The organism is Spirillospora sp. NPDC046719, from assembly GCF_040645715.1.
Classification (GTDB): Bacteria; Actinomycetota; Actinomycetes; order Streptosporangiales; family Streptosporangiaceae; genus Spirillospora.
Map to the genome: position 1 here is coordinate 1 of NZ_JBEYYT010000101.1, position 26302 is coordinate 26302.

The 26302-nt window shown below is 72.9% G+C and carries 28 protein-coding genes; 10 read left to right on the plus strand and 18 right to left on the minus strand.

What is annotated here, in order from left to right:
• Positions 1-579: sirohydrochlorin chelatase (locus ABZ914_RS19090; RefSeq protein WP_500194429.1), on the minus strand; the 579-nt coding region annotated here is incomplete at its 3' end.
• The gene (locus tag ABZ914_RS19095) at positions 576-1556 is read right to left on the minus strand and encodes an urea transporter (protein ID WP_500194431.1); all 981 of its coding nucleotides are present in this window, start codon (positions 1554-1556) and stop codon (positions 576-578) included. The genes ABZ914_RS19095 and ABZ914_RS19090, both read right to left, overlap by 4 nt.
• Positions 1557-1994: 438 nt before the next feature.
• On the opposite strand from ABZ914_RS19095, the gene ABZ914_RS19100 reads away from it, so the two are divergent.
• The 4 genes from ABZ914_RS19100 to ABZ914_RS19115 all read left to right on the plus strand — a co-directional run bounded on the left by ABZ914_RS19100 (position 1995) and on the right by ABZ914_RS19115 (position 5600).
• Positions 1995-2210 carry a hypothetical protein gene (locus ABZ914_RS19100; protein WP_500194433.1) on the plus strand — a complete coding sequence of 72 codons (216 nt, stop codon included), beginning with the start codon at positions 1995-1997 and terminating at the stop codon, positions 2208-2210.
• Positions 2211-2338: 128 nt separating this feature from the next.
• Positions 2339-3442 (plus strand): TetR/AcrR family transcriptional regulator, encoded by a 1104-nt coding sequence (locus tag ABZ914_RS19105; protein ID WP_500194435.1) that lies wholly within the window; start codon positions 2339-2341, stop codon positions 3440-3442.
• Complete coding sequence (locus ABZ914_RS19110) at positions 3439-4041, plus strand: transcriptional regulator (protein WP_500194437.1); 603 nt, start codon at positions 3439-3441, stop codon at positions 4039-4041. The genes ABZ914_RS19105 and ABZ914_RS19110 overlap by 4 nt, the downstream gene beginning before the upstream one ends.
• Positions 4038-5600 (plus strand): pyruvate, phosphate dikinase, encoded by a 1563-nt coding sequence (locus tag ABZ914_RS19115; protein WP_500194438.1) that lies wholly within the window; start codon positions 4038-4040, stop codon positions 5598-5600. The genes ABZ914_RS19110 and ABZ914_RS19115 overlap by 4 nt, the downstream gene beginning before the upstream one ends.
• Positions 5601-5744: 144 nt before the next feature.
• Here ABZ914_RS19115 and ABZ914_RS19120 read toward each other — a convergent pair whose 3' ends face one another.
• The 15 genes from ABZ914_RS19120 to ABZ914_RS19190 all read right to left on the minus strand — a co-directional run bounded on the left by ABZ914_RS19120 (position 5745) and on the right by ABZ914_RS19190 (position 19863).
• Positions 5745-7628, minus strand: coding sequence for an AfsR/SARP family transcriptional regulator (locus tag ABZ914_RS19120; protein WP_500194440.1), 1884 nt, complete (start codon positions 7626-7628; stop codon positions 5745-5747).
• Positions 7629-8222: 594 nt separating this feature from the next.
• Positions 8223-8993: a thioesterase II family protein gene (locus ABZ914_RS19125; protein WP_500194441.1), complete on the minus strand. Its 771-nt coding sequence runs from the start codon at positions 8991-8993 to the stop codon at positions 8223-8225.
• 6 nt (positions 8994-8999) lie between these two features.
• The gene (gene accC / locus ABZ914_RS19130; protein ID WP_500194442.1) at positions 9000-10349 is read right to left on the minus strand and encodes an acetyl-CoA carboxylase biotin carboxylase subunit; all 1350 of its coding nucleotides are present in this window, start codon (positions 10347-10349) and stop codon (positions 9000-9002) included.
• A 10-nt stretch (positions 10350-10359) separates the two neighbouring features.
• Positions 10360-10857 (minus strand): acetyl-CoA carboxylase biotin carboxyl carrier protein, encoded by a 498-nt coding sequence (locus ABZ914_RS19135; protein ID WP_500194444.1) that lies wholly within the window; start codon positions 10855-10857, stop codon positions 10360-10362.
• Complete coding sequence (gene accA / locus ABZ914_RS19140; RefSeq protein WP_500194445.1) at positions 10844-12598, minus strand: acetyl-CoA carboxylase carboxyl transferase subunit alpha; 1755 nt, start codon at positions 12596-12598, stop codon at positions 10844-10846. The genes ABZ914_RS19135 and accA overlap by 14 nt, the downstream gene beginning before the upstream one ends.
• A complete protein-coding gene (locus ABZ914_RS19145; protein WP_500194447.1) occupies positions 12595-12945 on the minus strand; it encodes an antibiotic biosynthesis monooxygenase family protein in 351 nt (116 codons plus the stop codon). Before ABZ914_RS19145 ends, accA begins: the two co-directional genes overlap by 4 nt.
• Positions 12946-12970: 25 nt before the next feature.
• Positions 12971-14197: a ketosynthase chain-length factor gene (locus tag ABZ914_RS19150; protein WP_190855305.1), complete on the minus strand. Its 1227-nt coding sequence runs from the start codon at positions 14195-14197 to the stop codon at positions 12971-12973.
• Positions 14194-15453 (minus strand): beta-ketoacyl-[acyl-carrier-protein] synthase family protein, encoded by a 1260-nt coding sequence (locus ABZ914_RS19155; RefSeq protein ID WP_500194449.1) that lies wholly within the window; start codon positions 15451-15453, stop codon positions 14194-14196. The genes ABZ914_RS19150 and ABZ914_RS19155 overlap by 4 nt, the downstream gene beginning before the upstream one ends.
• A gap of 5 nt (positions 15454-15458) precedes the next feature.
• The gene (locus ABZ914_RS19160; protein ID WP_500194450.1) at positions 15459-15878 is read right to left on the minus strand and encodes a cupin domain-containing protein; all 420 of its coding nucleotides are present in this window, start codon (positions 15876-15878) and stop codon (positions 15459-15461) included.
• A gap of 14 nt (positions 15879-15892) precedes the next feature.
• Positions 15893-16222 (minus strand): TcmI family type II polyketide cyclase, encoded by a 330-nt coding sequence (locus ABZ914_RS19165; RefSeq protein WP_500194452.1) that lies wholly within the window; start codon positions 16220-16222, stop codon positions 15893-15895.
• Position 16223: 1 nt separating this feature from the next.
• Positions 16224-17741 (minus strand): amino acid adenylation domain-containing protein, encoded by a 1518-nt coding sequence (locus ABZ914_RS19170; RefSeq protein ID WP_500194453.1) that lies wholly within the window; start codon positions 17739-17741, stop codon positions 16224-16226.
• 61 nt (positions 17742-17802) lie between these two features.
• Positions 17803-18276: an SRPBCC family protein gene (locus ABZ914_RS19175; RefSeq protein ID WP_190855294.1), complete on the minus strand. Its 474-nt coding sequence runs from the start codon at positions 18274-18276 to the stop codon at positions 17803-17805.
• Positions 18276-18521, minus strand: a complete 246-nt coding sequence (locus tag ABZ914_RS19180) for an acyl carrier protein (protein WP_208265932.1) — start codon at positions 18519-18521, stop codon at positions 18276-18278. Before ABZ914_RS19180 ends, ABZ914_RS19175 begins: the two co-directional genes overlap by 1 nt.
• 23 nt (positions 18522-18544) lie before the next feature.
• Positions 18545-19591, minus strand: coding sequence for a methyltransferase (locus ABZ914_RS19185; protein WP_500194455.1), 1047 nt, complete (start codon positions 19589-19591; stop codon positions 18545-18547).
• Positions 19591-19863, minus strand: a complete 273-nt coding sequence (locus ABZ914_RS19190; protein ID WP_190855288.1) for an acyl carrier protein — start codon at positions 19861-19863, stop codon at positions 19591-19593. The genes ABZ914_RS19185 and ABZ914_RS19190 overlap by 1 nt, the downstream gene beginning before the upstream one ends.
• 344 nt (positions 19864-20207) lie before the next feature.
• Between ABZ914_RS19190 and ABZ914_RS19195 the strand changes: the two genes are divergently transcribed.
• From ABZ914_RS19195 to ABZ914_RS19215, 5 genes are all read left to right on the plus strand, one after another.
• Positions 20208-21854 (plus strand): FAD-dependent monooxygenase, encoded by a 1647-nt coding sequence (locus ABZ914_RS19195; protein WP_500194458.1) that lies wholly within the window; start codon positions 20208-20210, stop codon positions 21852-21854.
• A gap of 53 nt (positions 21855-21907) precedes the next feature.
• Positions 21908-22246, plus strand: coding sequence for an antibiotic biosynthesis monooxygenase family protein (locus ABZ914_RS19200; protein WP_208265935.1), 339 nt, complete (start codon positions 21908-21910; stop codon positions 22244-22246).
• A gap of 40 nt (positions 22247-22286) precedes the next feature.
• Entirely contained in the window at positions 22287-22610 is a 324-nt protein-coding gene (locus tag ABZ914_RS19205; protein WP_190855282.1) for an antibiotic biosynthesis monooxygenase family protein, read from the plus strand.
• 18 nt (positions 22611-22628) lie between these two features.
• Entirely contained in the window at positions 22629-23555 is a 927-nt protein-coding gene (locus ABZ914_RS19210; protein ID WP_500194460.1) for an NADP-dependent oxidoreductase, read from the plus strand.
• Between the two features lie 111 nt (positions 23556-23666).
• A complete protein-coding gene (locus ABZ914_RS19215) occupies positions 23667-24506 on the plus strand; it encodes an LLM class flavin-dependent oxidoreductase (protein ID WP_500194462.1) in 840 nt (279 codons plus the stop codon).
• Positions 24507-24582: 76 nt separating this feature from the next.
• Here the strand turns inward: ABZ914_RS19215 and ABZ914_RS19220 are convergent, their stop codons facing one another.
• The gene (locus ABZ914_RS19220) at positions 24583-25833 is read right to left on the minus strand and encodes an NAD(P)/FAD-dependent oxidoreductase (protein ID WP_500194463.1); all 1251 of its coding nucleotides are present in this window, start codon (positions 25831-25833) and stop codon (positions 24583-24585) included.
• A gap of 199 nt (positions 25834-26032) precedes the next feature.
• Here ABZ914_RS19220 and ABZ914_RS19225 point away from each other — a divergent pair.
• Positions 26033-26302, plus strand: a 270-nt coding sequence (locus ABZ914_RS19225) for an FAD-binding protein (protein ID WP_500194465.1), incomplete at its 3' end; no start/stop codon positions are given.

A 26302-nucleotide genomic window follows, 5' to 3' on the forward strand; every position in this document is an offset into this window, starting at 1 on the left:
GACGCGGTCCTCCGCGGGACAGGGCTTGGGCGGGACGAGCGAAGCGGGCACCAGCACGACCTCACCGGCGCCCAGCCGGCGGCAGCGCTCGACACCCTCGGCCACGTCCGGGTCACCGTCCGTCAAGGCGACCTCTACCCAGCGGACGGGCAGATACCGCCCGACCAGCCGCGCGACCTTGAACAGCTCCGCGTCGGCCTCCGGGTCCGCCGCCCGCGCCACCATCAGCACCGCACCGCGAGCCCCTTCCTCGCGGATCGCTTTCAGGACCGCCGCCCGGATCCACCCGATCAGGTGCGTGATCGTGCCGAGCGGCGGGGCGAGCAGCAGGTCGCCCGGCCGGTCGCGCCCCGCCCAGGCCAGCGTCTGCGCGGCCGCCCGCCCGAGGCCGGGGTCGCGGCCGAGCGTCATCGGCACCACCACGGCGCGCGGGCGGTCCCCCAGCGCGGACCTGAGTCCCCGTCCGGGGTCGTAGATCCCGTGGGCGCCGGGCAAGGAGCCGCCGCCCGGCGGGCTGTGCGCGGGAAGGCTCTCGTGCCCGCCGACCGCCAGCACGGCGCGGCTCCCCGGCCCGGTCACGCGGTCCGCCGGAGCGTGGACAGGGTCGGGACGGCGGCCAGGAACACCCAGGTGACCAGCACGAAAGGCCAGGTCAGGGCGTGGCCGCCGATGATGCTGAACGTGTTGGTGATGGCGGGGGTCGTCACCGCGGCGGTCGCCGCCCCGACCGCCGCGTAAACGAGAGAGACCGGGCCCAGCACGACGAACGTCCCGGCCAGCGCGATCCCCGCCAGCACCGAGTTGTAGCCGTACAGGCCCGCGCCGAGGTCCGCCGCCTGCGCCCCGAGCCACCAGCCCATCAGCAGCCCGATCAGGCTCGCCGCGCACGCCACCGCCGCGACCGTCCGGCTCGACACCGCCAGACCCACCAGGAAGATCAGCCCCACGTACCACTTGTCCTGGAAGAACACCTGCCCGAACCCGTTGAAGAAGCCGTGCCAGACGTCCGTCCACGACACCGCCGTGCCCGGATGGGCGACCGACGGCGCGACAGTGCGCGGATGGCGGACCCACACCCGGTGAAAGGACGGCGCCGCGATCAGCATCAGCAGCGTCACCACGCAGAACGGCGCGGTCAGCGCCGGCAGGCCGTACGGCTTCAGCAGGACGTTCAACGCCGAATCGACCATGCTCGCCCCGATCGCGGCGCCGATGACCACGAGGAGCGTCACCCAGCTCGCCCCGAGGTAGAGCACCAGGCCGACACCGACCAGCGTCCCGGAGAACCCCCCAAGACCCGCCGAGACCCGCTTCCAAGGAACCCCGAACGACCACGCGGTTAGGGTGGCGGTGACGCAGCCGAGAAGCCCGAAGGCACCGAACTGCCAGCCACCGACGAAAAGGGCGATGAGAAAGATGAGCCCGGTCCAATGGCCGGGCTGGAAGTCGACCTGGGCCAACCCCCGCAGGATCGCCAGGACTCCCTCCTTGACCCGGTCCGCCGGCGGGCGCGACGGGCCACCAGGCGCATCCGCCGGCGCCGGCGGTGAGTCCATGGACGCCTCTCCTATCGCGGATGACGGACCGCATGGCGATCGACGGCACCCCATGCGGAGGGCGGCATCCAGCAGGGTTCCCCGAAGGCCAATGCCGCAAAAACCGGTGATCGCCAACCTTTGGTCAAACCGAAAAATCGCGAATTCCCCCATTCCGGCCGCGCCCTTCGCGGAACGCGGCGGGCCGTCGCGCCGGCTTCCAAGGAACTTTTGGGCCCGGCGGTGTGTCTCACCGCAAGGTCAATGCCCGGGTGAAGAGGAGCGGTTCCCGATGGTGCGTCGAGTCCGTGTGCTGGTTCCTTCGAGCAGGTTCAGCCGATCGCCGACAGACGGATCTCGTTCCGGGTCGGCGGCCTCGACCTGCGAAAGGGCGCCACCTGCACCACGGACGAGAACGCCTGCCGGTCCCCCGTCCTCAAGCAGTCGGTCCTCCGGGTCGTGCGGCCGGACGATCGCCGGTGCGAGGGCTACACGGCACCGGGCGGCTCGGACTTCTGCATGGTGAAGGTGTCCGGGATTCCCGCCGGCGGCGACTCCGGCGGCCCGATCATGAGCGTCGCGCCGCGCGGCGGCGAGACCCTTCTCGGTGACTTCGACGGCTCCGACCGGCAGAGGGTCGCCGAGGCCGGGGAGGTCTCGCGGCAACTCGCCTGAATCCGCTCGGTCATCCGGCGCTAGCGCGGCGCACGGGTCCCCGAGACCCTTGAGGCGGATCGAGATGTTCTCATCATCTGGATGTTCAGAGTATCCTGAGCGCCGTCGAGGTACGCGAGGAGGGGCCGATGGTCCGGCTGACCCGGGCGCAGCAGCAGGCTCGGACGCGAGCCGCCGTGCTCGCGGCGGCGGTGGAGGAGTTCACCGAGCACGGCTTCGCCGATGCCAAGGTCGACCGCATCGCCGCCCGCGCCGAACTGACGCGCGGCGCCGTGTACTCGAACTTCCCGAGCAAGCGGTCCTTGTACCTGGCGGTGCTGCTCGACTCCGTACAGCGGGACGAGCCCGCCGCCGCCGGCGCGTTCGAGGCCGCCGGCGCGGCGGACGGGGCGGAGGCCTTCGCCCGCGTCTGGCTCGAGCGGCTGCCGCTGGCCGGTGACGCGCCGGACGCCAGCAAGCTGAAGTCGCGTTCGCTGACCGGGGTGTTCGCCGATGAGCCGGGCCGCACGGCGATGGCCCAGCTCGCGAGCTTGGAAGCCCTGCTGCTGGCACTCGCCCTGGAATCGTGCGCGGGGCCGGGGACGGGACGGCGCGTGCGGGCGGCGGAGCTGATCCTGACCCTGCTGCACGGGGCTGCCCATCTCGCGGAAACGGCGCCCGGTTTCGGCGACCCGTTCGAGGTGGCCCGCGCCTGCCGGCGTCTCGCCGGTCTCGAAGCGGACGACGCCTGGTACCCGCCCCATCTGCCGTACGTCGCCGCGCCGCGCCTGTGCGACGACGCATGGACGCCGCCCGAGGAGCTGACGGATGCGATCACGGACCGTCCCGCCGGCTTCGGTGAGGACGGGATCGTCGTGGTCCTCGGGACGGGCCGTCTCCGTGCGGCGGAGGAGGCGGTTCGCGCGGCCCATCGGGGTGAGGCGGTCACCGTGGCGCTGGTGACGGACGACCCCGCCGAGATCGGGGCGCTCGTCCGGCTGCGGATCGCCGACCTCGCCGTGTGCCTGCGTCGGGCGTTCGGCCCGGCGGCCGGTCCGCCGATGCGCCTCGTCCTCGACGAGCGGGCGTTGCTCGCGGCCGCCGCCGGCGCCGGCACGGCCGAGGACACCGAGGTCGCGGTGCGCATACGGGACGGGAAGGTCGTCGCTCGGGCCGAGGGCAGGGGCGCCGCTTACGCCGCGGCGACCGCCTCCGCCCCGGCCGAGCGGCCGAGCGGAGCGAACGGGCGATGACCGAGTCGATCGTGCTGCACGCGCTCCGGTGCGTCGGCCACGCCGGGCTGCCCCGCGTGGCCGACGCGGCCGGGCTCCCCGAAGCGGACGCGGAGTCCCACCTGATCGACCTCGCCGTGGCCGGCTGGGTGACGCGGTCGCCCGGGGAGTGCGGCGCCTGGGGCCTCACCGAGGCCGGCCGCGCCGAGGACGCCCGGCGGACCGTCCGCGAGCTCGACGCCGCCGGTACCCGGGACGCGCTGACGGCGGCCTACCGGAGGTTCATGGTGCTGAACCCGGAGCTGCTGGAACTCTGCTCCGCATGGCAGCTGCGCACCGTGGACGGCGCGATGGCACCGAACGACCACTCCGACCCGGTGTACGACGCCCGCGTCCTGAACCGCTTCGCCGACCTGGACGGACGCGCCGGAGCCGTCGCCGCGGACCTGTCCGCGGCGCTGCCCCGGTTCGGGCGGTACCGGGTGCGGCTCACCGCCGCGCTCGGCCGGGCCAGGTCCGGTGCTCTGGAGCATCTGACGGACAGCACCACCTCGTACCACACCGTGTGGTTCCAGCTCCACGAGGACCTGCTCGCCACCCTCGGCATCCCGCGCCGGTGAATCGCGTTCCGATGCGCTGGATCCATCCCCTCGCCCCCGGTGCGCGTGAGTCGGCGGACGTTCTCGGCGGCAAAGGCCACGGGCTCGTCGTCCTGCGACGCCTCGGCCTGCCCGTGCCGGCGGGTTTCGTCATCGGCGCCCCCGCCTGCCGAGCCTTCCTCCGGGACGGGCGCCTTCCGGAGGGCTTCGACGCCGATCTGTCCGCCGCCGTCCGCCGGCTGGAGGCCGCGACCGGAAGGCGCTTCGGTGCGGGCCCGCGCCCGCTCGCGGTGTCGGTCCGGTCGGGCGCCGCCGTGTCGATGCCCGGCATGATGAGCACCGTCCTCGACCTCGGTCTCACCACCGAGGCGACCGCCGCGCTGGCCGCCGAGACCGGCGACCCGGTCTTCGCGGACGAGACGCGCCGCCGGTTCCTCATGAGCTTCGCGACCGCGACGAACGGGATCCCGGACCTCGCGGACGCGGTCGGCGCGGACGCGGCGGCCGCCGCCATGGCCGTCCCCGACGACGCCATGAGCCTGCTGCGGGCGGCGGTGAGGGCGGTCTTCTCGTCCTGGAACAACCCGCGCGCGGTCACGTACCGCGAACTGCACGGCGTCCCCCACGACCTCGGCACGGCCGTGATCGTGCAGGCCATGGTGTTCGGCAACCGGGACGGGCGCAGCGGTACCGGCGTCGCCTTCAGCCGCGACCCGAACACGGGCGGCAGGACGCCGTTCGGCGATGTCCTGTTCGGCGGGCAGGGCGAGGACGTCGTCTCCGGGCGCTCCAGCACCCGGCCGTTGTCCGAGCTCGCCGACCGGGAGCCGGCGGTATGGGAGCGCCTCGTGGCGGCCCTGCACCGCGTCGAACGGCACTACCGCGACGCCTGCCACGTCGAGTTCACCTTCGAGACCGGCGACCTGTGGTTCCTGCAGGTACGGCCCGGTGGCCTCGCGGGCCGCGCCGCGGTCCGCGTCGCCGTCGACCTCGCCGACGAAGGGCTCATCGACCGGCGCACGGCCCTGCGGCGGATCTCACCGCGGCATCTCCGCGGCGCCCGCACCCCGCGGATACGGACCGGCCTCGGGATCGACCTCCTCACGCGCGGCCGAGGAGCATGCCCGGGCGTCGCGACCGGACGCGTCGCGGTCACCGCCGACCGGGCCGTCCGGATGGCCGCCGAGGGGCCGGTGATCCTGGTGCGTCCCGTCACCTCACCGCTCGACATGCACGGCCTGGCCGCCGCTTCCGGGGTGGTCACGAGCCGCGGCGGGCCGGCGAGCCACGCCGCCGTCGTCGCGCGGGCCATGGGCAAGGCCGCGGTCGTCGACGCGGCCGGCCTCACCGTCGACGCCGGGGCGGGGTGCGCGCGGGTCGGCGACCGCGTCGTCCCCGAAGGGACGCTGATCACCATCGACGGCACCGGCGGGGAGGTCGCGGCCGGTGACCCGGGCGTCGGCGCCGCGCTCGTCGACGAGCACCTGCACCGGCTGCTCGACTGGGCCGACGAGGTCTCCGGCGATCGATCGGCGCGCCCGGACGACGAACGCCTCAGTGCGGCGCACGCACGGCTGTGAAACGGCCTGTCGGGTGGTCCGGCCGCGTTCGCGAGGGCGACGGGCCTGGAAGAGGCGGGTGGAGGGGAGCGTGGGGAGCGGCGGTGGGCAGTCCGTGCGCCTGACGGTGCGGTCGGGTTCCGGGGGACGCGCCGGGGGCCGGCGTCAGTGGCTCGGGCCGGGCCTCATCAGCGCGAGCTGCGGGGGCGGGGCGAGGGGGACCGTAGGCTCGTCCCAGTCGTCGTCGACGGTTCCGTCGCCGGCTTCCACGGCCGCCTCGGTGTGCTCGCCGAGCTCGGCCGTGAACCGCTCAAGGGCGAAGGCGCGGATCATGGAGAGGAGCACGTACCGGGTCTCCCCCGCGCCGTCGGCCTCGACGAGCAGCAGCCGGGCGTCGACGAGGGCGGACAGCATCCGCTCCAGCTCGAAGGAGTCGATCTGGAAGCGCCGGGCCATCTCCTCGACGCCGAAGCGGGCGGGCGCGTGCCGGCCGAGCAGGAGGAGGACCGTCCGCGCGGAGTCGTCGAGCTCGAGGTAGCTCTGCTCCAGCCGCGTCCACATGTCGAAGGTGCCCGAGCACAGCTCCTCGATGCGCCGGCGGCCGTACTCCAGGCTCGCCACCCAGCGGTCGAGCGAGGGCGACGCCGGACGGGCGAGCCGGGCGCCGACCGCGCGCACGGCCAGCGGCAGGTTCTCGCAGTAGTCGACGATGGACCGGGCGGCCTGGCGCTCGGGACCGCTCCACCGGCGGCCGACGATCATCCCGAGCAGCTCGACCGCGTCGTCCTCCGCGAGCGGATTGATCTCGAACGTGCGCAGCCCGGAAATCCCGTAGAGCGGTGACCTGTTCGTCATGATCACCGCGCAGTGCGGGCTTCCCGGCAGCAGCGGCCGCACCTGTTCCTCGCTCATCGCGTCGTCGAGGACGATGAGCACCCGGCGGTCCGCGCACCAGCTGCAGAACAATTGACTGCGGCTTTCCAGCGCGGCCGGTATCTGGCTGCGAGCGAAACCGATCGCGTGCAGATGGTCGGCGAGCACATCGGACGGATCGGCCGCCGCCCCGTTGCGGCGGAGCGCGGCGAAGAACTGACCGTCCGGAAAGCGCTGCCGCACCCGGTGGGCGAGCCGGACCGCCAATGCGGACTTGCCCACCCCGGCCATTCCGGTGATCGAGACCATCGGCGGAGCCTGCTTTCTGCCGCTCTGCAGGAAGGTCTGCTCCAGCCGGCCGAGCACGAAATCGCGGCCGATGAAATCGGGAATGTCGGCGGGGATCTGGGCGGGCACGGCGACCACCGTGGGCGCGGTGAGCACGTCCTCGGCGGCCCGCACCGCGGGCAGGTCCAGCGACGGGTCCGCGGCGAGCAGCGCGCGGTGCAGCCGCTGGACCGGCGGCGACGGCTCGATGCCGAGCTCGTCCACCAGGGAGCGGCGCAGCCGGCCGAAGACCGCCAGCGCCTCGTGCCGGCGGCCGGACCGGTGCAGCGCCAGCATCAGCTTGGAGTGCAGGCCCTCGTGCAGGGGCTGGTTGATGATCAGGGACTTCAGCTCGCGGATCGCGTCCAGGCTGCGTCCGAGCTGCAGGTACGCGTCGATGCGCAGCTCGGTGACCTGGATCTTGGTCTCCTCGAGGTGCGCGGCGTACGACTCCAGGAACGGTCCCTTCTGGACGTCCGCGAGCGCCTGGGACCGCCACAGCGACAGGGCGCTCTCCAGCGAGTTGGCGGCCCGCGTGTAGTCGCCCTCCGCGAACGCCTTCTGGCCGGCCTGAAAGCAGCGCTCGAAGACCGGGACGTCGATGCACTCGGGGGCCACCTGGAGCTGGTAGCCCGACGGCTCGGTGAGCAGCGCGATGCCCTGCTCGTGCCCGGACTCGCCGATGCCGAGCAGCTTGCGGAGCTGGTAGATGTAGGTCTGCATGGTGGCCACGACCGTGACCGGCGGGTCCCCCAGCCATATCTCGTCGATGAACTGGCTGGTGGGAACGACCTGGTCGTGCAGTATGAGCAACATCGCCATGATGGTGCGCAGCTTGGGCGGGAGCATGATCCGCTCCTCACCGCCCGTAGAGACGTCAAGACCGCCCAACAGTCGAAACTGCATGGAATCATCATCCCCAGTTGCACTCGCCGCCCCGGTGTCCGCCACCTACGGAGACCGTCCGGCACCGCAAAGAAACATCCGACCAACACAGGCGGAAACTAATTCAACTTTCTAGTAAATGCGTCGGCCGCCATCTTTGGACCCCCTTCATCGCATGCCGGTCGATACGTTTACAACGCATACAACCTAGCAGTGTTCGGGTGATTTAAACCTATGTCCACGTCGGGCGCGATTCAAGGGATCCGTTGGCCGTATCCGGCCATCGCGACCGCCGGTCCGGCGGAAACGGCGAGGCCATCGGATATAACGTCCGCTGACGAGGCGATGAACCCCGGATACCGGCGGCCGGCACAAGTGACCGCGAATGCGAGTGATCATTCTCGCGGCAAATGAATGACGGAATGCAGAGTGCGCATCACGGAGGGTTGCACCGGGCGCCCGGATTACCCGGCCGCAGGGCGCCCTTATTTTCCGGCGGGGCGGGTGACGCGGTGCTCACCTTCGCGCCTCTTGACACGCCGCGTGACGGGGAGCGGGTCACGGGCCGGCCGGCGTCCTCGCCGCGGCGGGCCCGGCCGGCAGGAGCCCGGCGATCTCGGCCGGGGCGTCCAGGTGGAAGAAGTGGCCCGCGTCGATGACGGTGAGCGTGAACCCGCCCGAGGTGAGGTCGCGCCAGGCGGCCATCGCCTCGGGCGGGGCGATCGGGTCGCGCGCGCCCGCGATGGCCGCGATGGGCACCGGGAGCTCCCACCGCATCTCCTCCGCCGGCGGCAGCCGGTACCCGGACAGCCAGCCGACGTCCGCGCGCAGCACGCGCACCAGCCGGTCCCGCAGGCGCGGATGCCGCCGCACGACCTCCGGCGTGCCGCCCAGCGCGATGATCTCCTCCAGCAGGTCCTCGTCCCGCAGGCTCCGCCAGCGGCCGATCCACGCGCTCTCGGCGTGCGGCGGGTGGCTCGCGCCGACCACGAGCCGCTCGGGCAGCGGCTCGCCCAGCCGCATCAGCTCGCGGACCACCTCCTGGGCGAGCACGCCGCCCATGCTGTGGCCGTAGATCGCGTAGGGCAGGCCCCGGGCGCGGGCGGCGAGCGCCCGCGCCAGGTCGGCCGGATCGAAGTCCGGCGCCTCGGCGGCCCGCGTCTCCCGTCCCGGGAGCTGGACGGGCTGCACATGGACGGACGCGGGCAGCATCGCGCTCCAGGGCTTGTACCCGACACCGCCGCCGCCCGCGTGCGGCACGCAGAACAGGACGAGGTCCGCCTCCGCCGGGGCCGGCCCGCCGAGGAACCAGACGTCGGTCGTCGCCATCGCCGGTCACCCCCGCAGATACCGGTCGACGAAATCGGTGTGGGTCCCGCCCGCGCGGAACACCGGGTGCTCCAGGACCCGCCGGTGGAACGGCACGGTGGTGCGCAGCCCCGGGCCCTCCACCTCCAGCTCGTCCAGCGCCGTGCGCATCCGCCGCAGGCACGCGGGCCGGTCCCGGTCCCAGACGATCAACTTGGCGATCATCGAGTCGTAGTACGGCGGGATCGCGGCGCCGGGCGCGCAGTGCGAGTCGATCCGCACCCCGGGGCCGCCGGGCGCACGGAACTCGGCGAGCGTCCCGGGGGTCGGCGCGAAGCCGCGGTCGGGGTCCTCGGCGTTGACCCGCACCTCGATCGCGTGCCCGGTCAGCCGCACGTCGGCCTGGTCGAAGGCCAGCGGCTCCCCGGCGGCGATCCTGATCTGCTCGGTGACCAGGTCCACGCCGCTGATCATCTCGGTGACGGGGTGCTCGACCTGGATGCGCGCGTTCATCTCCATGAACCAGTACCGGCCGTCGTCGTCGAGGAGGAACTCCACGGTCCCCGCGCCCCGGTAGCCGAGAGCCTTGGCGCCCCGCAGCGCCGCCTCCCCCATCTCGGCCCGCAGGTCGTCGTCCAGGGCAGGCGACGGCCCCTCCTCGACGAGCTTCTGGTGGCGCCGCTGCACCGAGCAGTCGCGCTCGCCCAGGTGGACGATCCGGCCGTGCGCGTCACCGAGCACCTGGAACTCGATGTGCCGGGCGACCGGCAGGTAGCGCTCCAGGTAGACGCGGCTGTCCCCGAAGACCGCCTGCGCCCCGCTCCGCGTCCTGGCGTACGTCTCGCGCAGCTCGGCGCGCGACGCCGCCATCGAGATGCCCCGGCCGCCGCCGCCCGCGACCGCCTTGAGCACCACCGGGTAGCCGACGCGGTCCGCCACCTCCAGCGCGGCGTCGAGGGAGGCCACCGGCTCTGTCGTGCCGGGCAGCAGCGGCAGCCCCGCCTCCCCCATGAGCCGGCGCGCGATCGCCTTGTCCCCCGCCGACTCCATGACCTCCGGCGGCGGGCCGATGAAGGTGATGCCGTTCTGCGCGCAGATCTCGGCGAAGTACGGGTCCTCGGAGAGGAACCCGTAGCCGGGGTGGACGGCGTCCGCGCCCGTCCTGAGCGCGGCGCCGATCACGTTGGGGATGTCGAGGTAGCTCCGGCGCGGCGCCGGCGGGCCCACGCACACGGCCTCGTCGGCGAGCGCCACGTGCAGCGAGTCCGCGTCGGCGGTCGAGTAGGCGGCGACGGTGGACAGGCCGAGCCCGCGGCAGGCCCGGATGATCCGGACCGCGATCTCGCCGCGGTTGGCGATGAGCACCCTGCTGAACACGGCATCCTCCTCAGCCCTCCGGCACCAGGTCGAACAGGGGCTGGCCGTACTCGACCATGTCGCCGTCGGCGACGTGGACCTTGGCGATCCGGCCCCGGACGGCCGCGGTGACCGCGTTGAACAGCTTCATCGCCTCGATCAGCGCGACCTGCTGGCCCTCCTCGACGACGTCGCCGACCTCGACGAACGGCGGCTCGTCCGGGGACGGCCGCCCGTAGAAGGTGCCGACCAGCGGGGCGCGGACGGCCTCGCCGGCCGTGCCGTCCGCCGCCCCGGCCTCGGCGGGCGCGCCCGCGGGGACCGCCGGGGCCGCCGCGGCCGGGACCGCGGCGGCGGGCGTCCCGCCCTCGGGCGTGTGGAAGCTGAGGTCGACCGAGAGCTCGCCCGCCCGGACGGTCACCCGCTGGACGCGCCCGGGGAGCCCGTCGACGATCTCCCTCACGGTGCTGCTCAGCGTGCGGATCCGGTCGATGTCCCCGGCGCCCGCGCCGGTGTCAACGCTGTCCATGGTCCCGGTCCTCGGTGGTCGTGATCCCGGCCGGGTCCCCGAACCGGGCGTACCGCCGGTAGCGCGCCTCGACGAGCGGGCCGGGGCCCGCCGCGGACAGCGCCGCCAGCTCGTCGAGCTGCTCCAGCAGCGCGGCCTTGATCCGGTCGGCGGTCGCCAGGTGCTCGGCGTGCGCGCCCTCGCCCGGCTCGCGGATCACGCCGTCCACGACGCCGAGGCGCAGCAGGTCGGGCGGGGTGAGGCGGAGCTGCTCGGCCGCGCGGGGCGCCGCTTCCGCGCTGCCGAAGAGGATCGTCGAGCATCCCTCCGGGCTGATGACCGAGAAGTACGCGCTGTCGAGGATCAGCACCCGGTTGGCGACGGCCAGCGCCAGTGCGCCGCCGCTGCCGCCCTCCCCGGTGACGACGGAGACGACGGGCACCGGAAGGTCCGACATGCGCTCCAGGCAGCGGGCGATCGAGAACGCCTGCCCGTTGCTCTCCGCCTCGATCCCGGGGTAGGCGCCCGGCGTGTCGACGAACGTGACGAGCGGGAACCCGAACCTGGCCGCGTACTGCATGAGCCGGTACGCCTTCTGGTAGCCCCACGGGTGCGGCATCCCGAAGTTGCGCCGGACCATCTCCGCGACGTCGTGGCCCTTCTGGTGCCCGATGACCACGACCGTGCGGCCGTCCAGGTCGGCGAGGCCGCCGACCACGGCCGGGTCGTCGCCGCGGGCGCGGTCGCCGTGCAGCTCGACGAAGTCGCCGAACATGTAGGCGCAGTAGTCCAGCGTGGTCGGCCGCTCGACGGAACGCGCCCGCGCCACCACGTCGGCGGCGGGCCGCTCCGCCAGCTCGGCGGGGTCGGTGACCGTGGCGGCGGGCGGACGTGCCGCGTCCTGCGGCGCCCGCCTCCGCGGCCGGGGGGCGTGCAGGCGCAGCACGCGGCCGAGCATCGCGCGCAGTCCCTCGCGCGGCACGACCATGTCGATCTGGCCGTTGTCGAGCAGGTACTCCGCCGTCTGGAACCCCTGCGGCAGCTCCTGGCGGATCGTCTGCCGGATCACCTGCGGCCCGGCGAACCCGATCCGCGCGCCCGGCTCGGCGATGATCACGTCGCCGAGCATGGAGAACGACGCGGTGGCGCCGCCGAAGGTGGGGTTGAGGTTGAGGTTGACGACCAGGATCCCGGCCGCGTGCAGCCGGTTCAGCTCCTGGCTGGTCTTCGCCATCTGCATGAGCGAGATGGCGCCCTCCTGCATGCGGGCCCCGCCCGACGCGGAGATGATCACGAGCGGGACGCGGTCGTGCAGCGCGGTCCGGGCCGCCCGCGCGACAAGCTCGCCGACCGCGGCGCCGATGCTGCCGCCCAGGAAGGCGAAGTCCAGCGCCGCGACGACGACCGGCCGGCCCTCGACCCTCGCGTGCCCGCAGACGGCGGCGGCCGGGTTGCCGGTCCGGCTGCGGTTCTCGGCCAGCCGCTGGGGATACGGCTTGGTGTCGGTGAAGCCGAGCAGGTCCGTGGAGCGGACCGTCTCGCCGAAGCGGCGCAGGCTGCCGGGGTCCAGGAGCAGCTCGAGCCGCTCCCAGACGGTCAGCCTCCCGTGGTGCCCGCAGTCGGGGCACACCTTCAGGTTGCGGTCGAACTTGCGGCCGTAGACCAGCGCGCCGCAGCCGTCGCAGCGCAGCCACGCGTCCTCGGCCGCCGGTTCCGTCCGGGCCGGGCCGGGCCGCGGCCGCCCGCCGTTGGTGACCGTCATCGCCCGCCTCCCGCGACCGGCGCGCCGGCCGCGCCGCCGTGCGCGAACGCGACCGAGCAGAACACCGAGTCGATCTCGGCGAGCGCGCGGCAGCGCCTGAAGTGGTCCTGCACGCTCGGGTGGGTCCGCATCGCCTCGAACTCCTCGCGGCTGCGCCACTGCGCGTAGTTGACGACCCGGGTGCCGTCCTCGCTCAGGTGCACGTTGGCCGACACGAAGCCGGGGAATCGCCTGATGACGCCGGTGACGTCGACGATCTCGTCGTACATGCGGCGCTGGTCCTCCGGCCGCACGGTGAACATGTTGACCAGGGTGTAGTAGCCGTCCGCGACCGAGATCCGTCCCATCAGAGGGCCTCCGTTCCGTGGCGGGTCATTGCGGGACCCCGCGCACCACCAGCGCGGAGTTGAAGCCGCCGAGCCCGCGGGCGATGACGAGGACGGTGCGGACCGGCAGGTCGCGGGACCGCTCCAGGACCACGTCGAGCCCGTACTCGGCGGGGATGTCGCCGATGTTGGCCGCGGCCGGCACCACGCCGTCGCGGATCATCAGCAGGGCGGCGACGACGTCCAGCGGGCCGCCGCCGGAGTACAGCCGCCCGGTCATCGTCTTGGGCACGGCGACGGGCACGCCGCGCGGCCCGAACACCTCGCAGAGCGCCGCCGCCTCGGCGCGGTCCATCGCCGGCACGCCCATCGCGTCGGGCACGACCACGTCGACCTGGTCGGCGCGCACGCCGGCGTCGTCGAGCGCCCCGGCGATGGCCTTGGTGAGCACGGGCGGCCGGTCGGACCCCGGCGGCGGGTCGAAGGAGGCGGCGTACCCGGCGATCTCGCCGTAGACGTGCGGCGCGCCCCGCTCGCGGGCCGCGTCCTCGGTCTCCATGACGAGGATCGCGCCGCCCTCGCCGGGGACGTATCCGGAGGCGTCCCGGTCGAACGGCAGGTAGGCGCGGTCCGGGTCGGGCACCTCGCTCAGCAGGCCGTTGGGCAGCTGGGCCGTGACGCCCCAGGGGCACAGGGGCGCCTCCACCCCTCCGGTGACGGCGAGGCGGAGCGTCCCGTCGCGCAGCTTGCGGCGCGCGGCGGCGAGCGCGTCCAGGCCCCCGGCCTGCTCGGTCACGACGACGGAGCCGTGGCCGCGCGCGCCGTGCCGGATCGAGAGCTGGCCGGTGTTCACCGCGTAGAACCAGGCGAACGACTGGTACGCGCTGACCCGGTGCGGTCCCTGGCTCCACAGCTTCTGCAGCTCGCGCTGCCCGAACTCGAACCCGCCGCAGCCGTTCGCCGTGACCACGCCGACGTCGTAGCGGCCCGCCGCGGACGGGTCCGCGGCGGCGTCCTCCAGCGCCCAGGACGCCCCGGCGAGGGCGAACCGGGTGGTGCGGTCGGTCTGCGGGATCAGCCGTCCGGGCACGACGCCGGCCGGCTCGAACCCCGCGATCTCCCCGGCCACCTTGAGCGGGTACGGCGACAGGTCGAGCCGCTCGGGCACGGCGACGCCGCCGTGCCCGGCCAGGGTCGCCCGCCAGTAGTCGGCGACGCCGAGGCCGTTGGGCGCGAGCACCCCGGCCCCGGTCACCACGATCCGGCCGCTCATGCCGCCTCCGGCCTGCGCAGCACCGCCGCGCTCTGGAAGCCGCCGAACCCGCTGCCGACGGTGAGCGCCGCGCCGACCGGGTACTCGCGGGCGACGAGCGGGATGTAGTCCAGGTCGCAGTCGGGGTCGGGCTCGCGGAGGTTGGCGGTCGGCGGGACCACGCCGTGCTCGATCGCCAGCGCGCAGGCCGCGATCTCGATCGAGCCGACCGAGCCGAGCGAGTGCCCGATCATCGACTTGATCGAGCTGATCGGGGTGCGGTAGGCGGCGGCGCCGAGGGCGTCCTTGAACGCCGCCGTCTCGTGCAGGTCGTTCTGCCGGGTGCCCGATCCGTGGGCGCTGATGTAGTCGAAGCCGTCGGCGTCGATCCGCGACTGGTCCATCGCGGACCGGATCGCCTCGGCCATCTCCTTGCCGTCGGCCTTCAGCCCGGTCATGTGGTAGGCGTTGCAGCGGGTGGCGAACCCCGACAGCTCGGCGTAGACGTGCGCGCCGCGCCGGCGGGCGTGCTCGTACTCCTCCAGCACGAAGATCGCCGACCCCTCGCCCAGCGCGAAGCCGTTGCGGGTGCGGTCGAACGGCCGGCAGGAGCCCTCGGGGTCGTGGTTGTCGGGCGAGGTCGCCCGCAGCGCGTCGAAGCACGCGTAGGTGATCGGGGACAGCGGCGCGTCGGTCGCGCCGGTGATCATGATGTCGGCGGCGCCCTCGCGGACCAGCTCCAGCGCGTGGCCGACGGCGTCCAGGCCCGACGTGCACCCGGTCGAGACCACGGTGACCGGCCCCTCGGCGCCCGCCGCCCAGGCGACCTCGCGGGCCAGCGAGGTCGGGACGAAGAAGTCGTAGAGGTTGTCGGCGGCCAGCGTGTGGTCGGTGAGCCAGTCGCGGCCGTTGGAGCTGACCTTGGCGTACTGGCTCTCCAGCCCCATCGTGCAGCCGACGGCCGTGCCGACGCTCACCCCGGTCCGGCCGGGGTCGGCGCCGTCCAGCGGCAGCCCGCCGTCGGTGAGGGCCTCGGCCAGCGACACCAGCGCGAACTGGACCATCCTGTCCAGGCCCGCGGCCTGGTCGGGGCGCAGCCCCGCGGCCACGGGGTCGAAGTCCACCTCCCCGGCGATCTGGGACCGGTACCCCTCGGGGTCGAAGAGGGTCACGCGCCGGGTCGCCGGCCGCCCCGAGGTGATCTGCTCCCAGAACGGCTTGGTCCCGACCCCGCCGGGCGCGACGACCCCGATGCCGGTGATGACGGCTCTGCGCATCGTGGTCACCTCGTCCGCAGGGACGGCGGGGGCGCGTCCGGGTAGGGAACGGGTTCGACCTCCACGTGGCCCTGCTCGGGCGTCGGGGCCAGCGGCGCCATCTGGAACACCAGCAGCGCCGGCGACGACGAGACGTTCTCGATGCGGTGCGACCGCGTCTTCGGGACCATCGCGGCCTCGTGGGTGCCGAGGAGCAGCTCGTCCTCGTCGATCCGCAGCAGCACGCTGCCCTCGGCGACGAAGATGAACTCCTCGGAGTACGGGTGGTAGTGCGCGGCGACGAAGTCGCCGCGGTCGAGCGACATGGTGCCGAGGAAGCCCGCGGTCGCCCCGACCGACGTGGGGCTGAGCAGCGGGCGAATGCCGCCGCCGAGCCGCCGGCTGGGGCTGACGTCCTCCATCGACACCTTGGTCAGACCGGACATGGAAGGCCTTTCCGTCATGCTTGCCAGCGGTAGAACTGCTCGGCTCGGGTGTCTTTCAGGGTCCGGAACTCCGGCAGGTACGGCTCGAGATGGGCGGCCAGGCGGTCGCGCGTGTCGACGAACGCCGGATCGGTGCGGGCCGCGAAGATCCGCTCGGTGAGGTCGCCGGGCAGGTCGTCGCGCGCCTCCACCATGTGGACGTAGAGGCCGTGGAAGCGGTAGAGCGTCCGGTTCACGACGCCGATCCGCTCGGGCAGCCCGGTGCCGTCGTGCTCGGTCCAGATCCTGGCGACGGCCGGCGCGTCCTCGGGCCGCATCCGGTCGATGAAAAGCACTCGCTGCATCTCAGTGCTCCCTCTCTTCGGCGATGGAGTCGGCGATGGTGCGGCGGTCGACCTTGCCGTTGTCGTTCAGCGGCAGCGTCTCCCAGTGCGTGAGCGAGCGCGGCATCATGTGCGGCGGCAGCCGCCGCGCGAGCGCCGCCTTCAGCTCCTCGTGGCCGAGGCGTTCACCGGTGTGGACGGCGTGCAGCGCCATCGCGCCGTCGCCCTGCGAGACCGCCACGACGATGGCGTCCTGGACGCCGGGCTGGTCGCGCAGCACCGACTCGATCTCCCCGAGCTCGACCCGGTAGCCCTGCACCTTGACCTGGTGGTCGGTGCGGCCGAGATGGACCAGGCCGCCCGCCTCGCGCCGGACGAGGTCGCCCGTCCGGTACCAGAGCTCGGGCCCCGGCGGGCCGGGACCGTCCCACGCGGTGGCGCGTCCGGCCTCGAAGGCGACGAAGCGCCCGGCGTTGTCGGCGGGGTCCAGGTAGCCGGCGAAGCGCTGCGGGCCGCGCACGCACAGCTCGCCGGCGGGCGCCGGGACCCCGTCCTCGCCGATCACCAGGACGTCGTGGCCGGGATAGGGGTCGCCGATGGGCACGGTGCCGTTGAGCGGCGTGAGGCCCTCGGTGTAGCGGTGCTGCGTGCAGCTCAGCGTCAGCTCGGTCGGCCCGTACAGGTTCTCCAGGACGCCGTTCGGGGCGGCGTCCCGCCAGGCCCGCGCCTGCGACACGGTGAGCTGCTCACCGCAGAACAGGCTCCATCGCAGATCCGGCATCGAGGCCGGGGTGAGGCGGCCGAGCCGGCGCGCCACCGAGATGAGCGACGGCACCGAGAACCAGTGGGTGATCCCCCGCCCGGTGACGAAGCGGGCCGGGTTCATCAGCTCGCCGCGGCGCGGGACGACGACGGCCGCGCCGGACGCCCAGGAGGCGAACAGGTCGAAGACGGAGAGGTCGAAGGTGAGGTCGAAGGTCTGCGACACCCGGGAGCCGGGGCCGAGCCCGTAGCGCGGGACGACGTGGTCCAGGTAAGCCGACAGGTTGTCATGGCCGACGGGCACCCCTTTGGGGACCCCGGTCGATCCCGAGGTGAACAGGATGTAGGCGGTGTCCCCGGCCGGTCGCGCCGGGGCCGGCCGCTCGCCCGCGAGCTCGCCGGGGAACGACGGGCCCAGCCCTATGACGGGCACGGCGGCCGCGAACCCGGGGTCCTGCGAGACCACCGCCTCGACCCGTCCGGCCGCGATGACGCGCTCGTTGCGCTCCGCCGGGAAGGACGGGTTGAGCGGGACGGTCACCGCGCCGAGCCGCTGGATCGCCAGGTAGCCCGCGTACGCGGCGAGCGTGCGCGAGGCGTGCAGGCCGACGGCGCGGGGCGCGCCGCCGCACCGCGCGGCGATCCGGCCGGCGACGCGGGCCGCCAGCTCGTCGAGCTCGCGGTAGGTGAGGCGGTCGCCGGCCAGTTCGAGGGCGACGGCGTCCGGATGCCGGGCGGCCGAGTCGGCGAACCGGGAGTGCAGGCTTCGTTGTGGCATGGCTGTCTCCTCGAGACGGCCCGCTGGCGCGCCGTGCGGGCGCGCGGGCGGGCCGTCCGGTTCACTTGCGGCCGATCTCGGCCCCGCCGAGCGCGATCCGCTCGATCTTCTCCTTGATCACCGCCTGCTGGATCGCGGTGTTGTCGTTGAGGCGCTTGGTGATCTCCTCGTCGGTGAACGGCGCCGTGGGCTTGGCCTCGAACTCCTGCCGCCACCGCATGAGGGTCCCCTCCCCCTCGGTGCGGAAGTCCCAGTAGATGCGCATGTACTCGAAGGGCCCGGTCTCGACCCGGTGCGCCCGCGACGACTTCGTCGCGTCGTCCCAGGTCCGCTCGCTGACCCAGCTCCACACCGTCCCGTCGGGGTCGGGGACCATGGTGAGGCGGAAGCGCACCGTGGTGCCCTCCTCGTGCAGCACCTCGATCGAGGCGTACTCGGTGAACAGGCTCGGCCAGCGGCGGACGTCGTTCATCGTCCGCCAGACCAGCTCGATCGGCGCGTCGATGTGGATGGAGTTGTCGATCGAGTTGGCCATCAGTTCTCACTCCCCGGAGCGGCGTTGATGTGGGCGTGGATCTCGGCGATGGTCATCGCCTGCGACTCGTCGGGCAGGCTGATCCCGTAGTCGTCCTGCAGGACCTTCTCCAGCTCGATGACGCCGATCGAGTCGATGCCGAGCTCGGCGAGGGACAGCCCGTCGTCGATCTGCTCGGGCTCCAGGCCGATGTGCGTGGTGAGGATGTCGTGCAGCCGTTCGCGCGGCACCGCGGGCGCGGGCATGGGGTACCTCCTGGGTTCGGTGATCACACCGGACGGCACTCGAGGAGCGTCCAGTGGTAGACGGGCTCGGAGACCAGCTCGAAGCCGGCCCCGGCGAACAGCGCGTTCCAGTCGTCGAGGGTGCGCTCCCGGCCGCCGTGCAGCACGAGCATGTCCAGGTCGAGGAACTTGCCGTGGTCCCAGGCGTTGCCCGGCTCCAGCACCGAGTCCACGACCAGCAGCCGGGCGTCCCGGTCGCCGATCGCCGACCGGACGCGGCGCAGGACCAGCCCGGCGTCCTCGTCGTTCAGGTCGTGCAGGACGGCCTTGATGAAGTAGCAGTCGCAGTCGCCGGGGACGTCCGCGGTCCGCAGGTCGCCGGCGACCACCTCGGCGCGGTCGCCCACCTGGTGCTCGGCGAGCAGCTTGGCGGCCTTCTCGGCCATCCAGGGCAGCTCGATCAGGTGGCCGGTGGTCTCGGGGAACGCCTTCAGCACGTGGGCGAGGAAGAAGCCGTCGCCGCCGCCGAGGTCGGCGATCCGGCGGAACCGCGCCAGGTCCCACTGGGCGAGCTCCTGCTCGACGAACTGCCGGCTCCAGTGCGACATGAAGCCGTCGTAGTAGGCGTCGACCTCGGGGTTCCGCTGCAGGTACTCGACGAACGGGACGCCGAACGCCTTCTCGAAGGCCGGCTCGCCCGTCCGGACGCTGTGCCGCAGCTCGGCGTAGGCGCGCTGCGTGAGGTCCATGCGGTTGTACTTGGCGAGGGCGAGGACCGCGCGGGGGTTGCCGGAGCGCAGCCCGTCGGCGAGCGGGGTCAGCTCGAAGGTGCCCTTCGTCTCCGTCTCGGCGAACAGGCCGACCGACGCGGCGGTCCGCAGGATCCGGTAGAGCGAGGGGGCGTGGGTGCCGGTCTGCTCGGCCAGGGTCTCGACGGGCAGCGGGCCGTCCGCGAGCCGGTCGGCGATCTCGAACTCGATGAGCAGCTCGACCAGCTGCGACAGCCGGCCCGAGCAGGCCAGCAGGATCAGGTGCTGGGCGTGGAGGTCGTCCGGGACGGGGTTGACCGGAGTGGCCGGTGTAGCGGGCATCACGCGCTCCTTCGCTTCACGTCGCCGTCGATGGCCTGGTTGATCAGGGCGAGGAGCTTGCGCAGGGTCCGGGCCGATCCGACCGCCTCGTCGGACAGGTCGACGCCGAAGCGGTGCTTGATCTCGCTGACGACCTCGAGCAGGGCCACCGAGTCGTAGCCGAGGTATTCGAAGAGCACGTCGATGACATCGCCGTCGAGCACGCCCTGCTCGGCCTCGCCGGCCTGGGCGCGGGTGATGTCGATCAACTCTTCCAGGGTCATCTGGCTCATCTGCAAGTCCTACTGTCCGCTGGATGTGCACTGCCCGATGCCAATTACCGGGCGACATCGATTCCCCATACTCGGCACGCGCATTTCTTTTCACAAGGCCGCCGGACGGCAATGTCCGGATCAGGACAGAAGAAAGCGATTCTAGCGTTTCTCCAGGGTTTTATCAGACCCGGGAACGATCAGCGCCGGCCCCGCCAATAACTACACCACATGCCGCTTGACGTGGCCTTTCACAGATCCCTCAGTGAGAATCTAGAGCGATTGGTCAGCATCTGCCGCAGAGTGATTTACCGCATGAGGCTGGTCGCTCATCAATGCGGCCCACGACCGAATGAGGACGCACCGTGCCCGATGTCGAGGTTCCCGTACTGATCATTGGAGGCGGGCTGACCGGCCTTGCCGCCGCCCTTTTCCTCCGGCAGAACGGCGTCGACTGCCTGCTGGTGGAACGCAACACGACGACCTCCCAGCTGCTGCGCTCCACCCACGTCAGCCCGCGGACGATGGAGCTGTTCCGCACCGTGGGCGTCCAGCAGGCCGTCTGGGACACCGCCGAGAAGGTCGTGCGCGGCGAGTACTGGTCGCGCACCGACCTGCCGCCGCACCACCTGCCGCGCGCCATCCTGCGCGCCGACTCCCTGGCCCACGTCGTGAACGGGGACGTCATCGTCATGGAGCAGGGCGTCAACCGGTTCGACGACGTCGGCCCGGTCGAGCCCGTCTGGTGCGGCCAGGACCGGGTGGAGCCGATCATGCTCCGCGAGGCCGTCGCGCGGGGCGCGCGGGCCGAGTTCAACACCGAGATGCTCTGGTTCGAGCAGGACGCCGACGGCGTCACCGCGGCGGTCCGCGACCGCGCCACCGGCGCCGAGCGGACCGTGCGCGCCCGGTACATGATCGCCGCGGACGGCGCCGGCGGCCGGATCCGGACCGCGCTCGGCATCGGGCGGTCCGGCGAGGGCACCGTCGGCCACGTGCTGAACGTGCTGTTCAAGGCCGACCTGGACGCGATCCTCGGCGGCCGCCGGTTCCTCATCCTCTACCTGACCAACCGCACCGCGCCCGGCATGCTGTTCAAGCTGGACGACGAGCGGTGGATCTTCGGCCTGTTCTGCGGGCCGGAGGACATCGAAGAGGGCAGGATCCCCCACGCCGAGTGCGCGGAGCTGATCCGCACCGCCACCGGCGTGCCCGACCTGCCCATCGACGTGCACATGACCATGGGCTGGTGGATGGCGCACGAGGTCGTCGACCGGTACCGCTCCGGGCGGGTCTTCCTCGCCGGCGACGCCTGCCACGTGATGCCGCCGACCGGCGGGTTCGGCGCCAACGCGGGCGTCCAGGACGCCAACAACATCGCGTGGAAGCTGGCCGCGGTCATCAACGGCTGGGCCGGCGAGGCGCTCCTGGACACCTACGAGGCCGAGCGCCGCCCCGTCGGGAAGGAGACGGCCGACCAGGCGTGGATGCGCCACATCCAGTGGAGCGCCCCGAAGGAGGCCGCCAAGTACGACCAGCGCGACCAGACCACCATCACCATGGGCTACCGCTACGCGTCGCGCGCCGTCGTCGGTGAGGCGTTCACCGAGGCGCTGCCGGAGGAGCTGAACATCGACGGCCGCCCCGGCATGCGCGTGCCGCACGTCTGGCTGGAGCGCGACGGCGAGCGGGTGTCCTCGGTCGACCTGGCAGGCGACGCCTACGCGCTGCTGGCCGGGCCCGAGGGCGCGGCCTGGACGCGCGCCGCCCGGCGGGAGGCCGAGCGTTCGGGCATGCCGCTGCGGGCGTACACCGTCGGCCCCGCCATGGACCTCGACGACCCCGGCGGCGCGTTCCCAGAGGCGGCGGGGATCGGCTCCTCGGGCGCGGTGCTCGTCCGGCCCGACGGGTTCGTCGCCTGGCGCGCCGAGGAGGCGGCCGAGGACGCCGGGACGGCCCTGGCGAAGGTCCTGGACGCCGTCACCGGCCGCGCCGCCGCCGTGACCCCCTGATCCCCCGACCGCCCGTTCCCGAGCCCGCCAGCCACCGATGCGGAGGACCGGCCATGGTGCACATCTCGACCGACGACGACTACTACACGACCATCACCGTCTTCACCACGACGCCGGAGAACCAGCGCCGGCTCTTCGAGGTGATCAAGGAGGGCGAGGAGCGGCTCCGCGGCTTCCCCGGCCTGGTGTCGGCCGGCCTCCACCTCAGCCACGACGGCACGCGCCTCATCGGCTACGCGCAGTGGGAGAAGAAGGAGGCCTTCGACGCGATGCGCGCCCTGCCCGACCGGCAGGAGCACTTCCGCGAGGTCCACGGCCTGGTCAGCGACGTGCAGCTCATCGCCTGCCGCGTCGCCTACACCCACGACGAGATCGCCCCCACCACGAGGTAACGGCCCGCACCGCGGGCACGACTGAAAGGACGCCATCCCGATGGCACGCATTCCGGCCGACAAGGCGCACTTCACGATGGTCAACATCTTCGACACCGACCCCGAGCACCAGGAGAGGCTGTTCGAGGTGATGTCCAAGGGCGCCGACGTCATGGGCGCGCACAAGGGCAACGTCGGGGTCGCCATGCACCTGAGCCACGACGGCAAGCGCCTGATCACCATCACCGAGTGGGAGAGCAAGGAGGCCTTCGAGGACATGCGCGCCCGCTCCGACCTCCAGTCCTACTTCAAGGAGGTCAGCGGGATCATCACCTCGGTGGACCCGAACCCCTGCCGGCTCGCCTACCTCCACGACCAGGCCTGAGGCGGAGAGGACGCGACGATGCGAGCAGTGGCGATGACCTCGTTCGGCGGCCCCGAGGTGCTGTCGGTGGTCGAGATCCCCACGCCGGAGCCGGAGGCGGGCCAGGTCCGCGTCCGGGTCGCGGCGGCCACGGTCAACAACTTCGACCTCGTGGCGCGCGCCGGCTGGCTCGGCGGGATGCTCCCCGCGGGGCCGCGGTACGTCCTCGGCTGGGACGTGGCGGGCGAGATCGACGCGGTCGCTCCCGACGTCACCGGCCTCGCCCCCGGCGACGCCGTCATCGGGATGTCGGACTGGCTCGACACCAAGGCCGGCACCTACGCCGAGTACGTCGTGCTGAACGCCGCGTCGGTGACGCGGGCGCCGGCGGGGGCCACCCCGCTGCAGGCCGCGACCATCCCGGTCAACGGCCTCACGGCGCTGCGGATCCTGGAGCTGCTCGACCCCGCGCCCGGCGCGACGATCGCCGTCACCGGCGCGGGCGGCGCCGTCGGCGGCTACACCGCCGAGCTGGCGGCGGGCCGGGGCCACCGGGTCCTGGCGGTCGCGTCGGCGCAGGACGAGGCGTTCCTCACCGGGCTCGGCGCGGTGTTCGTGCCGCGCTCCGACGACCCGGTGGCGGCGCTGCGGGCGCACGCGCCGGACGGCGTGGACGCGCTGGTCGACGCCGCGACCATCGGTCCCGAGATGATCGCCGCGGTCCGCGACGGCGGCGCGTACGCCGGGCTGACCCCGCCGAAGACGCCCGAGCCCGAGCGGGGCATCAGCGTGCATCGCGTCCACGTGACCGCCGACGGCGCGCGGCTCGCCGAGCTGGTGTCGCTGGCGGAGCAGGGCCGGTTCACCCTCCGGGTGGCGCAGGACTTCCCGTTCGAGCAGGCGCCCCAGGCGCACGCGATGCTCGCCAAGGGCGGCGTGCGCGGGCGCGTCCTGCTCACCCCCTGACGGTCCCCAATCGCGCCCCGCCGAGGAGCGCCCGCGGTGTCGGCCCACACCCGCGGGCGCTCCGTCCACGTGCCCGGCGAACAGTACGTCCGACCCCCGAAAGGAGCCGACATGCAGATCGGCATCGGCCTGCCCGCCAACATCCCCGGCGCCGGCCCCGAGCAGATCCTCGAATGGGCGCGCCGCGCCGAGGACCGCGGGTACTCCTGCCTGTCCGCCATCGACCGGATCGTCTTCGACAACTACGAGCCGCTGGTCGCGCTGGCCGCGGCGGCCGCGGTCACCCGCCGGATCCGGCTCGCCACCAGCGTCGTCATCGCGCCCTGCCGGCTGAACGCGGCGCTGCTGGCCAAGCAGGCGGCCTCGGTCAACAAGCTGTCCGGCGGGCGGCTGGTACTGGGCATGGCCCCGGGCGGACGCGACGACGACTACGCCGCCTCGAACGCCTCCTACGCCGAGCGCGGGAAGGAGTTCGACCGCATGCTGGCGGAGATGACCGCGGTCTGGGCGGGCGAGGGCGGGATCGGCCCGTCCTGCCGGGCCCCCGAGATCATCATCGGCGGGTTCGCCCCCCGGTCGTTCCGCCGCGTCGCGCGCTTCGGCGACGGCTGGATCGCCGGGGCGGACGGCGCGGACTCCTTCGCCGGCGGCGCCGAGCAGGCGCGGCGGGCCTGGAAGGCGGCGGGCCGCGACGGCGCCCCGTTCCTGCAGGCGCTGGCGTACTTCTCGGTCGGCGAGGACGCCGACCGGCACGCGCGCGACTACCTGCGCAGCTACTACTCGTTCTCCGAGTGGGTGGCGGACCGCGTCGCCGACGCGACGCTGAAGGACGCCGAGACCATCCGCCGCACCGTGAAGGAGTACGCGGAGGTCGGCACCGACGAGCTGATCCTGCTGCCGGTCGATCCCGACCCGTCCCAGGTGGACCTTTTGGCCGACATCATCATGTGACGCTGCGTGTGAGGCCCGGCGCACGGCGAGAGGGGCGGTCCGATTCCCCGGACCGCCCCTCCCTCGTGCGCGCCGGTCAGGTGGCGGCCGGCACCGGGCCGCCCGGCTCCGGGTCGAAGATGGGCTGCAGCGAGTTGAGCCCGGAGATCAGGGTCACGAAGTCCTTGCGCGGGAAGAACAGCTTCCCCGGGTCGATGAGCGCCTGCGCGTACTGGTGGTACGCCTCCTGGTCGAGCCCGGCGTCGTAGAAGAAGCGGACGAACGACACGATGTTCTCCAGGAAGTCGCGGTAGGAGGCCTCGTACCGCTCGAACACGTCCGCCTCGCGCGAGGGGTCCTTCAGGACGACGTCGATGCCCTTGGCCGCCGCGGCGGCGGCCAGCATCGCCAGCGTCACGCCGGTCGAGAACAGCGGGTCCACGAACGCCGCGGCGTCGCCGACCAGCACCCAGCCGGGGCCGCTCAGCCGGCCGCAGGCGTACGACCAGTCGCGGGCGTTGCGGTGGCCGCTGGTCTGGACGGCGTTCGCGAGCATCTCCTTCAGGTGGGTGGACTCGGCGATCTTGGTCTGGAACAGCTCCGGCAGCCCCTGCCCGGCGGCGGTCGCCTCGGCCGCGGAGGTCACGTAGCCGACGCTGTGGGTGCCGTCGTAGATCGGGATGTACCAGAACCATCCGCCGGGGACGTGCTCGATGAAGATGTTGCCGCTCTCGTCGCCGGTCAGCGGCTCGCCGCCCTGGAAGTAGGCCCAGACCGCCACGTTGCGCAGGTCCTCGGTCCACTCGACGGTGGTCAGGTGGCGGCCGAGCAGCCGCGCCTGGCCGGACGCGTCGACCACCATCGTCGCCCGCGCCTCGGTCTCCTCGCCGCCGCGCAGCTTGTAGCGGACGCCGACGACCCGGCCGTCCTCGACGATCGGGCCCTTGACCGCGGCCTCCTCGCGGACGTGCGCGCCGAGTTCCCGGGCCCGCCCGAGCACCAGCGCGTCGAAGTCGGCGCGGCGGACGTTGTAGGCGTGCGGGAATTCCGGCCGACCCTCGGTGAATTTGAAGCCCCATCGGCCGTCCCGCCCCCACACGAGACTCCCGCCGAACTTCTTGACGAATCCGAGCGCGTCGAGCCGCTCCCGGAGGCCGAGTTCGTCGAGAACGCCGACGCATCCGGTGATGAGCGACTCCCCGATGTGGTAGCGCGGGAACTGCTCGCGTTCCAGCACGAGCACCCGGTGCCCGCGCAGGGCCAGCAGGCCGGCGGTCGACGCGCCCGCGGGGCCACCGCCGATCACGATGACGTCGTACTCGGACTTCACGCTTCCCTGATCTGACATCGCCCTTCTTCCCTCATCCTGTGGACCGTGCCCGAAGGGCAGGCCGAACGGCTGTCCCGTTCACTTTCGCGAGCCGGCCTGAAGGAGCACTCAGGAAATGGTGGGGGTACGCGCGCGGCGCGCCTTCAGCCCCTCTTCAGCCAATCTCTACCGGTCTTATGAACACTCGAGAAAACCAACGACGGGAGGGAGGCAGCCAATGAGAAAGGTCCTGGACGACACGCTCGGCCGCCATTTTGACGGCATCCTGGTCCGGCCGGGCGACCCCGGGTTCGACGCGGCGCGCTCGGTGTGGAACGTCGACATCGACCGGCGGCCCGCCCTCATCGCGCGGCCCGCCGCGCCGGAGGCGGTGGCCGTGGCGATCGCGCACGCCCGGCACCGCGGACTGCCGGTCGCGGTCCGCGGCGGCGGGCACGGCCTGGCGGGCCACGGCACCGCCGACGGCGCCCTGGTCATCGACCTGTCC

Coding starts and splice junctions, on each gene's coding strand:
- ABZ914_RS19095 (WP_500194431.1), bottom strand. CDS start 1,556: ATGGACTCACCGCCGGCGCCGGCGGATGCGCCTGGTGGCCCGTCGCGC.
- ABZ914_RS19105 (WP_500194435.1), top strand. CDS start 2,339: ATGGTCCGGCTGACCCGGGCGCAGCAGCAGGCTCGGACGCGAGCCGCC.
- ABZ914_RS19110 (WP_500194437.1), top strand. CDS start 3,439: ATGACCGAGTCGATCGTGCTGCACGCGCTCCGGTGCGTCGGCCACGCC.
- ABZ914_RS19120 (WP_500194440.1), bottom strand. CDS start 7,628: ATGCTCCCGCCCAAGCTGCGCACCATCATGGCGATGTTGCTCATACTG.
- ABZ914_RS19125 (WP_500194441.1), bottom strand. CDS start 8,993: ATGGCGACGACCGACGTCTGGTTCCTCGGCGGGCCGGCCCCGGCGGAG.
- ABZ914_RS19135 (WP_500194444.1), bottom strand. CDS start 10,857: ATGGACAGCGTTGACACCGGCGCGGGCGCCGGGGACATCGACCGGATC.
- accA (WP_500194445.1), bottom strand. CDS start 12,598: ATGACGGTCACCAACGGCGGGCGGCCGCGGCCCGGCCCGGCCCGGACG.
- ABZ914_RS19145 (WP_500194447.1), bottom strand. CDS start 12,945: ATGGGACGGATCTCGGTCGCGGACGGCTACTACACCCTGGTCAACATG.
- ABZ914_RS19150 (WP_190855305.1), bottom strand. CDS start 14,197: ATGAGCGGCCGGATCGTGGTGACCGGGGCCGGGGTGCTCGCGCCCAAC.
- ABZ914_RS19155 (WP_500194449.1), bottom strand. CDS start 15,453: ATGCGCAGAGCCGTCATCACCGGCATCGGGGTCGTCGCGCCCGGCGGG.
- ABZ914_RS19160 (WP_500194450.1), bottom strand. CDS start 15,878: ATGTCCGGTCTGACCAAGGTGTCGATGGAGGACGTCAGCCCCAGCCGG.
- ABZ914_RS19165 (WP_500194452.1), bottom strand. CDS start 16,222: ATGCAGCGAGTGCTTTTCATCGACCGGATGCGGCCCGAGGACGCGCCG.
- ABZ914_RS19170 (WP_500194453.1), bottom strand. CDS start 17,741: ATGCCACAACGAAGCCTGCACTCCCGGTTCGCCGACTCGGCCGCCCGG.
- ABZ914_RS19175 (WP_190855294.1), bottom strand. CDS start 18,276: ATGGCCAACTCGATCGACAACTCCATCCACATCGACGCGCCGATCGAG.
- ABZ914_RS19180 (WP_208265932.1), bottom strand. CDS start 18,521: ATGCCCGCGCCCGCGGTGCCGCGCGAACGGCTGCACGACATCCTCACC.
- ABZ914_RS19185 (WP_500194455.1), bottom strand. CDS start 19,591: ATGCCCGCTACACCGGCCACTCCGGTCAACCCCGTCCCGGACGACCTC.
- ABZ914_RS19190 (WP_190855288.1), bottom strand. CDS start 19,863: ATGAGCCAGATGACCCTGGAAGAGTTGATCGACATCACCCGCGCCCAG.
- ABZ914_RS19200 (WP_208265935.1), top strand. CDS start 21,908: ATGGTGCACATCTCGACCGACGACGACTACTACACGACCATCACCGTC.
- ABZ914_RS19205 (WP_190855282.1), top strand. CDS start 22,287: ATGGCACGCATTCCGGCCGACAAGGCGCACTTCACGATGGTCAACATC.
- ABZ914_RS19210 (WP_500194460.1), top strand. CDS start 22,629: ATGCGAGCAGTGGCGATGACCTCGTTCGGCGGCCCCGAGGTGCTGTCG.
- ABZ914_RS19215 (WP_500194462.1), top strand. CDS start 23,667: ATGCAGATCGGCATCGGCCTGCCCGCCAACATCCCCGGCGCCGGCCCC.
- ABZ914_RS19220 (WP_500194463.1), bottom strand. CDS start 25,833: ATGTCAGATCAGGGAAGCGTGAAGTCCGAGTACGACGTCATCGTGATC.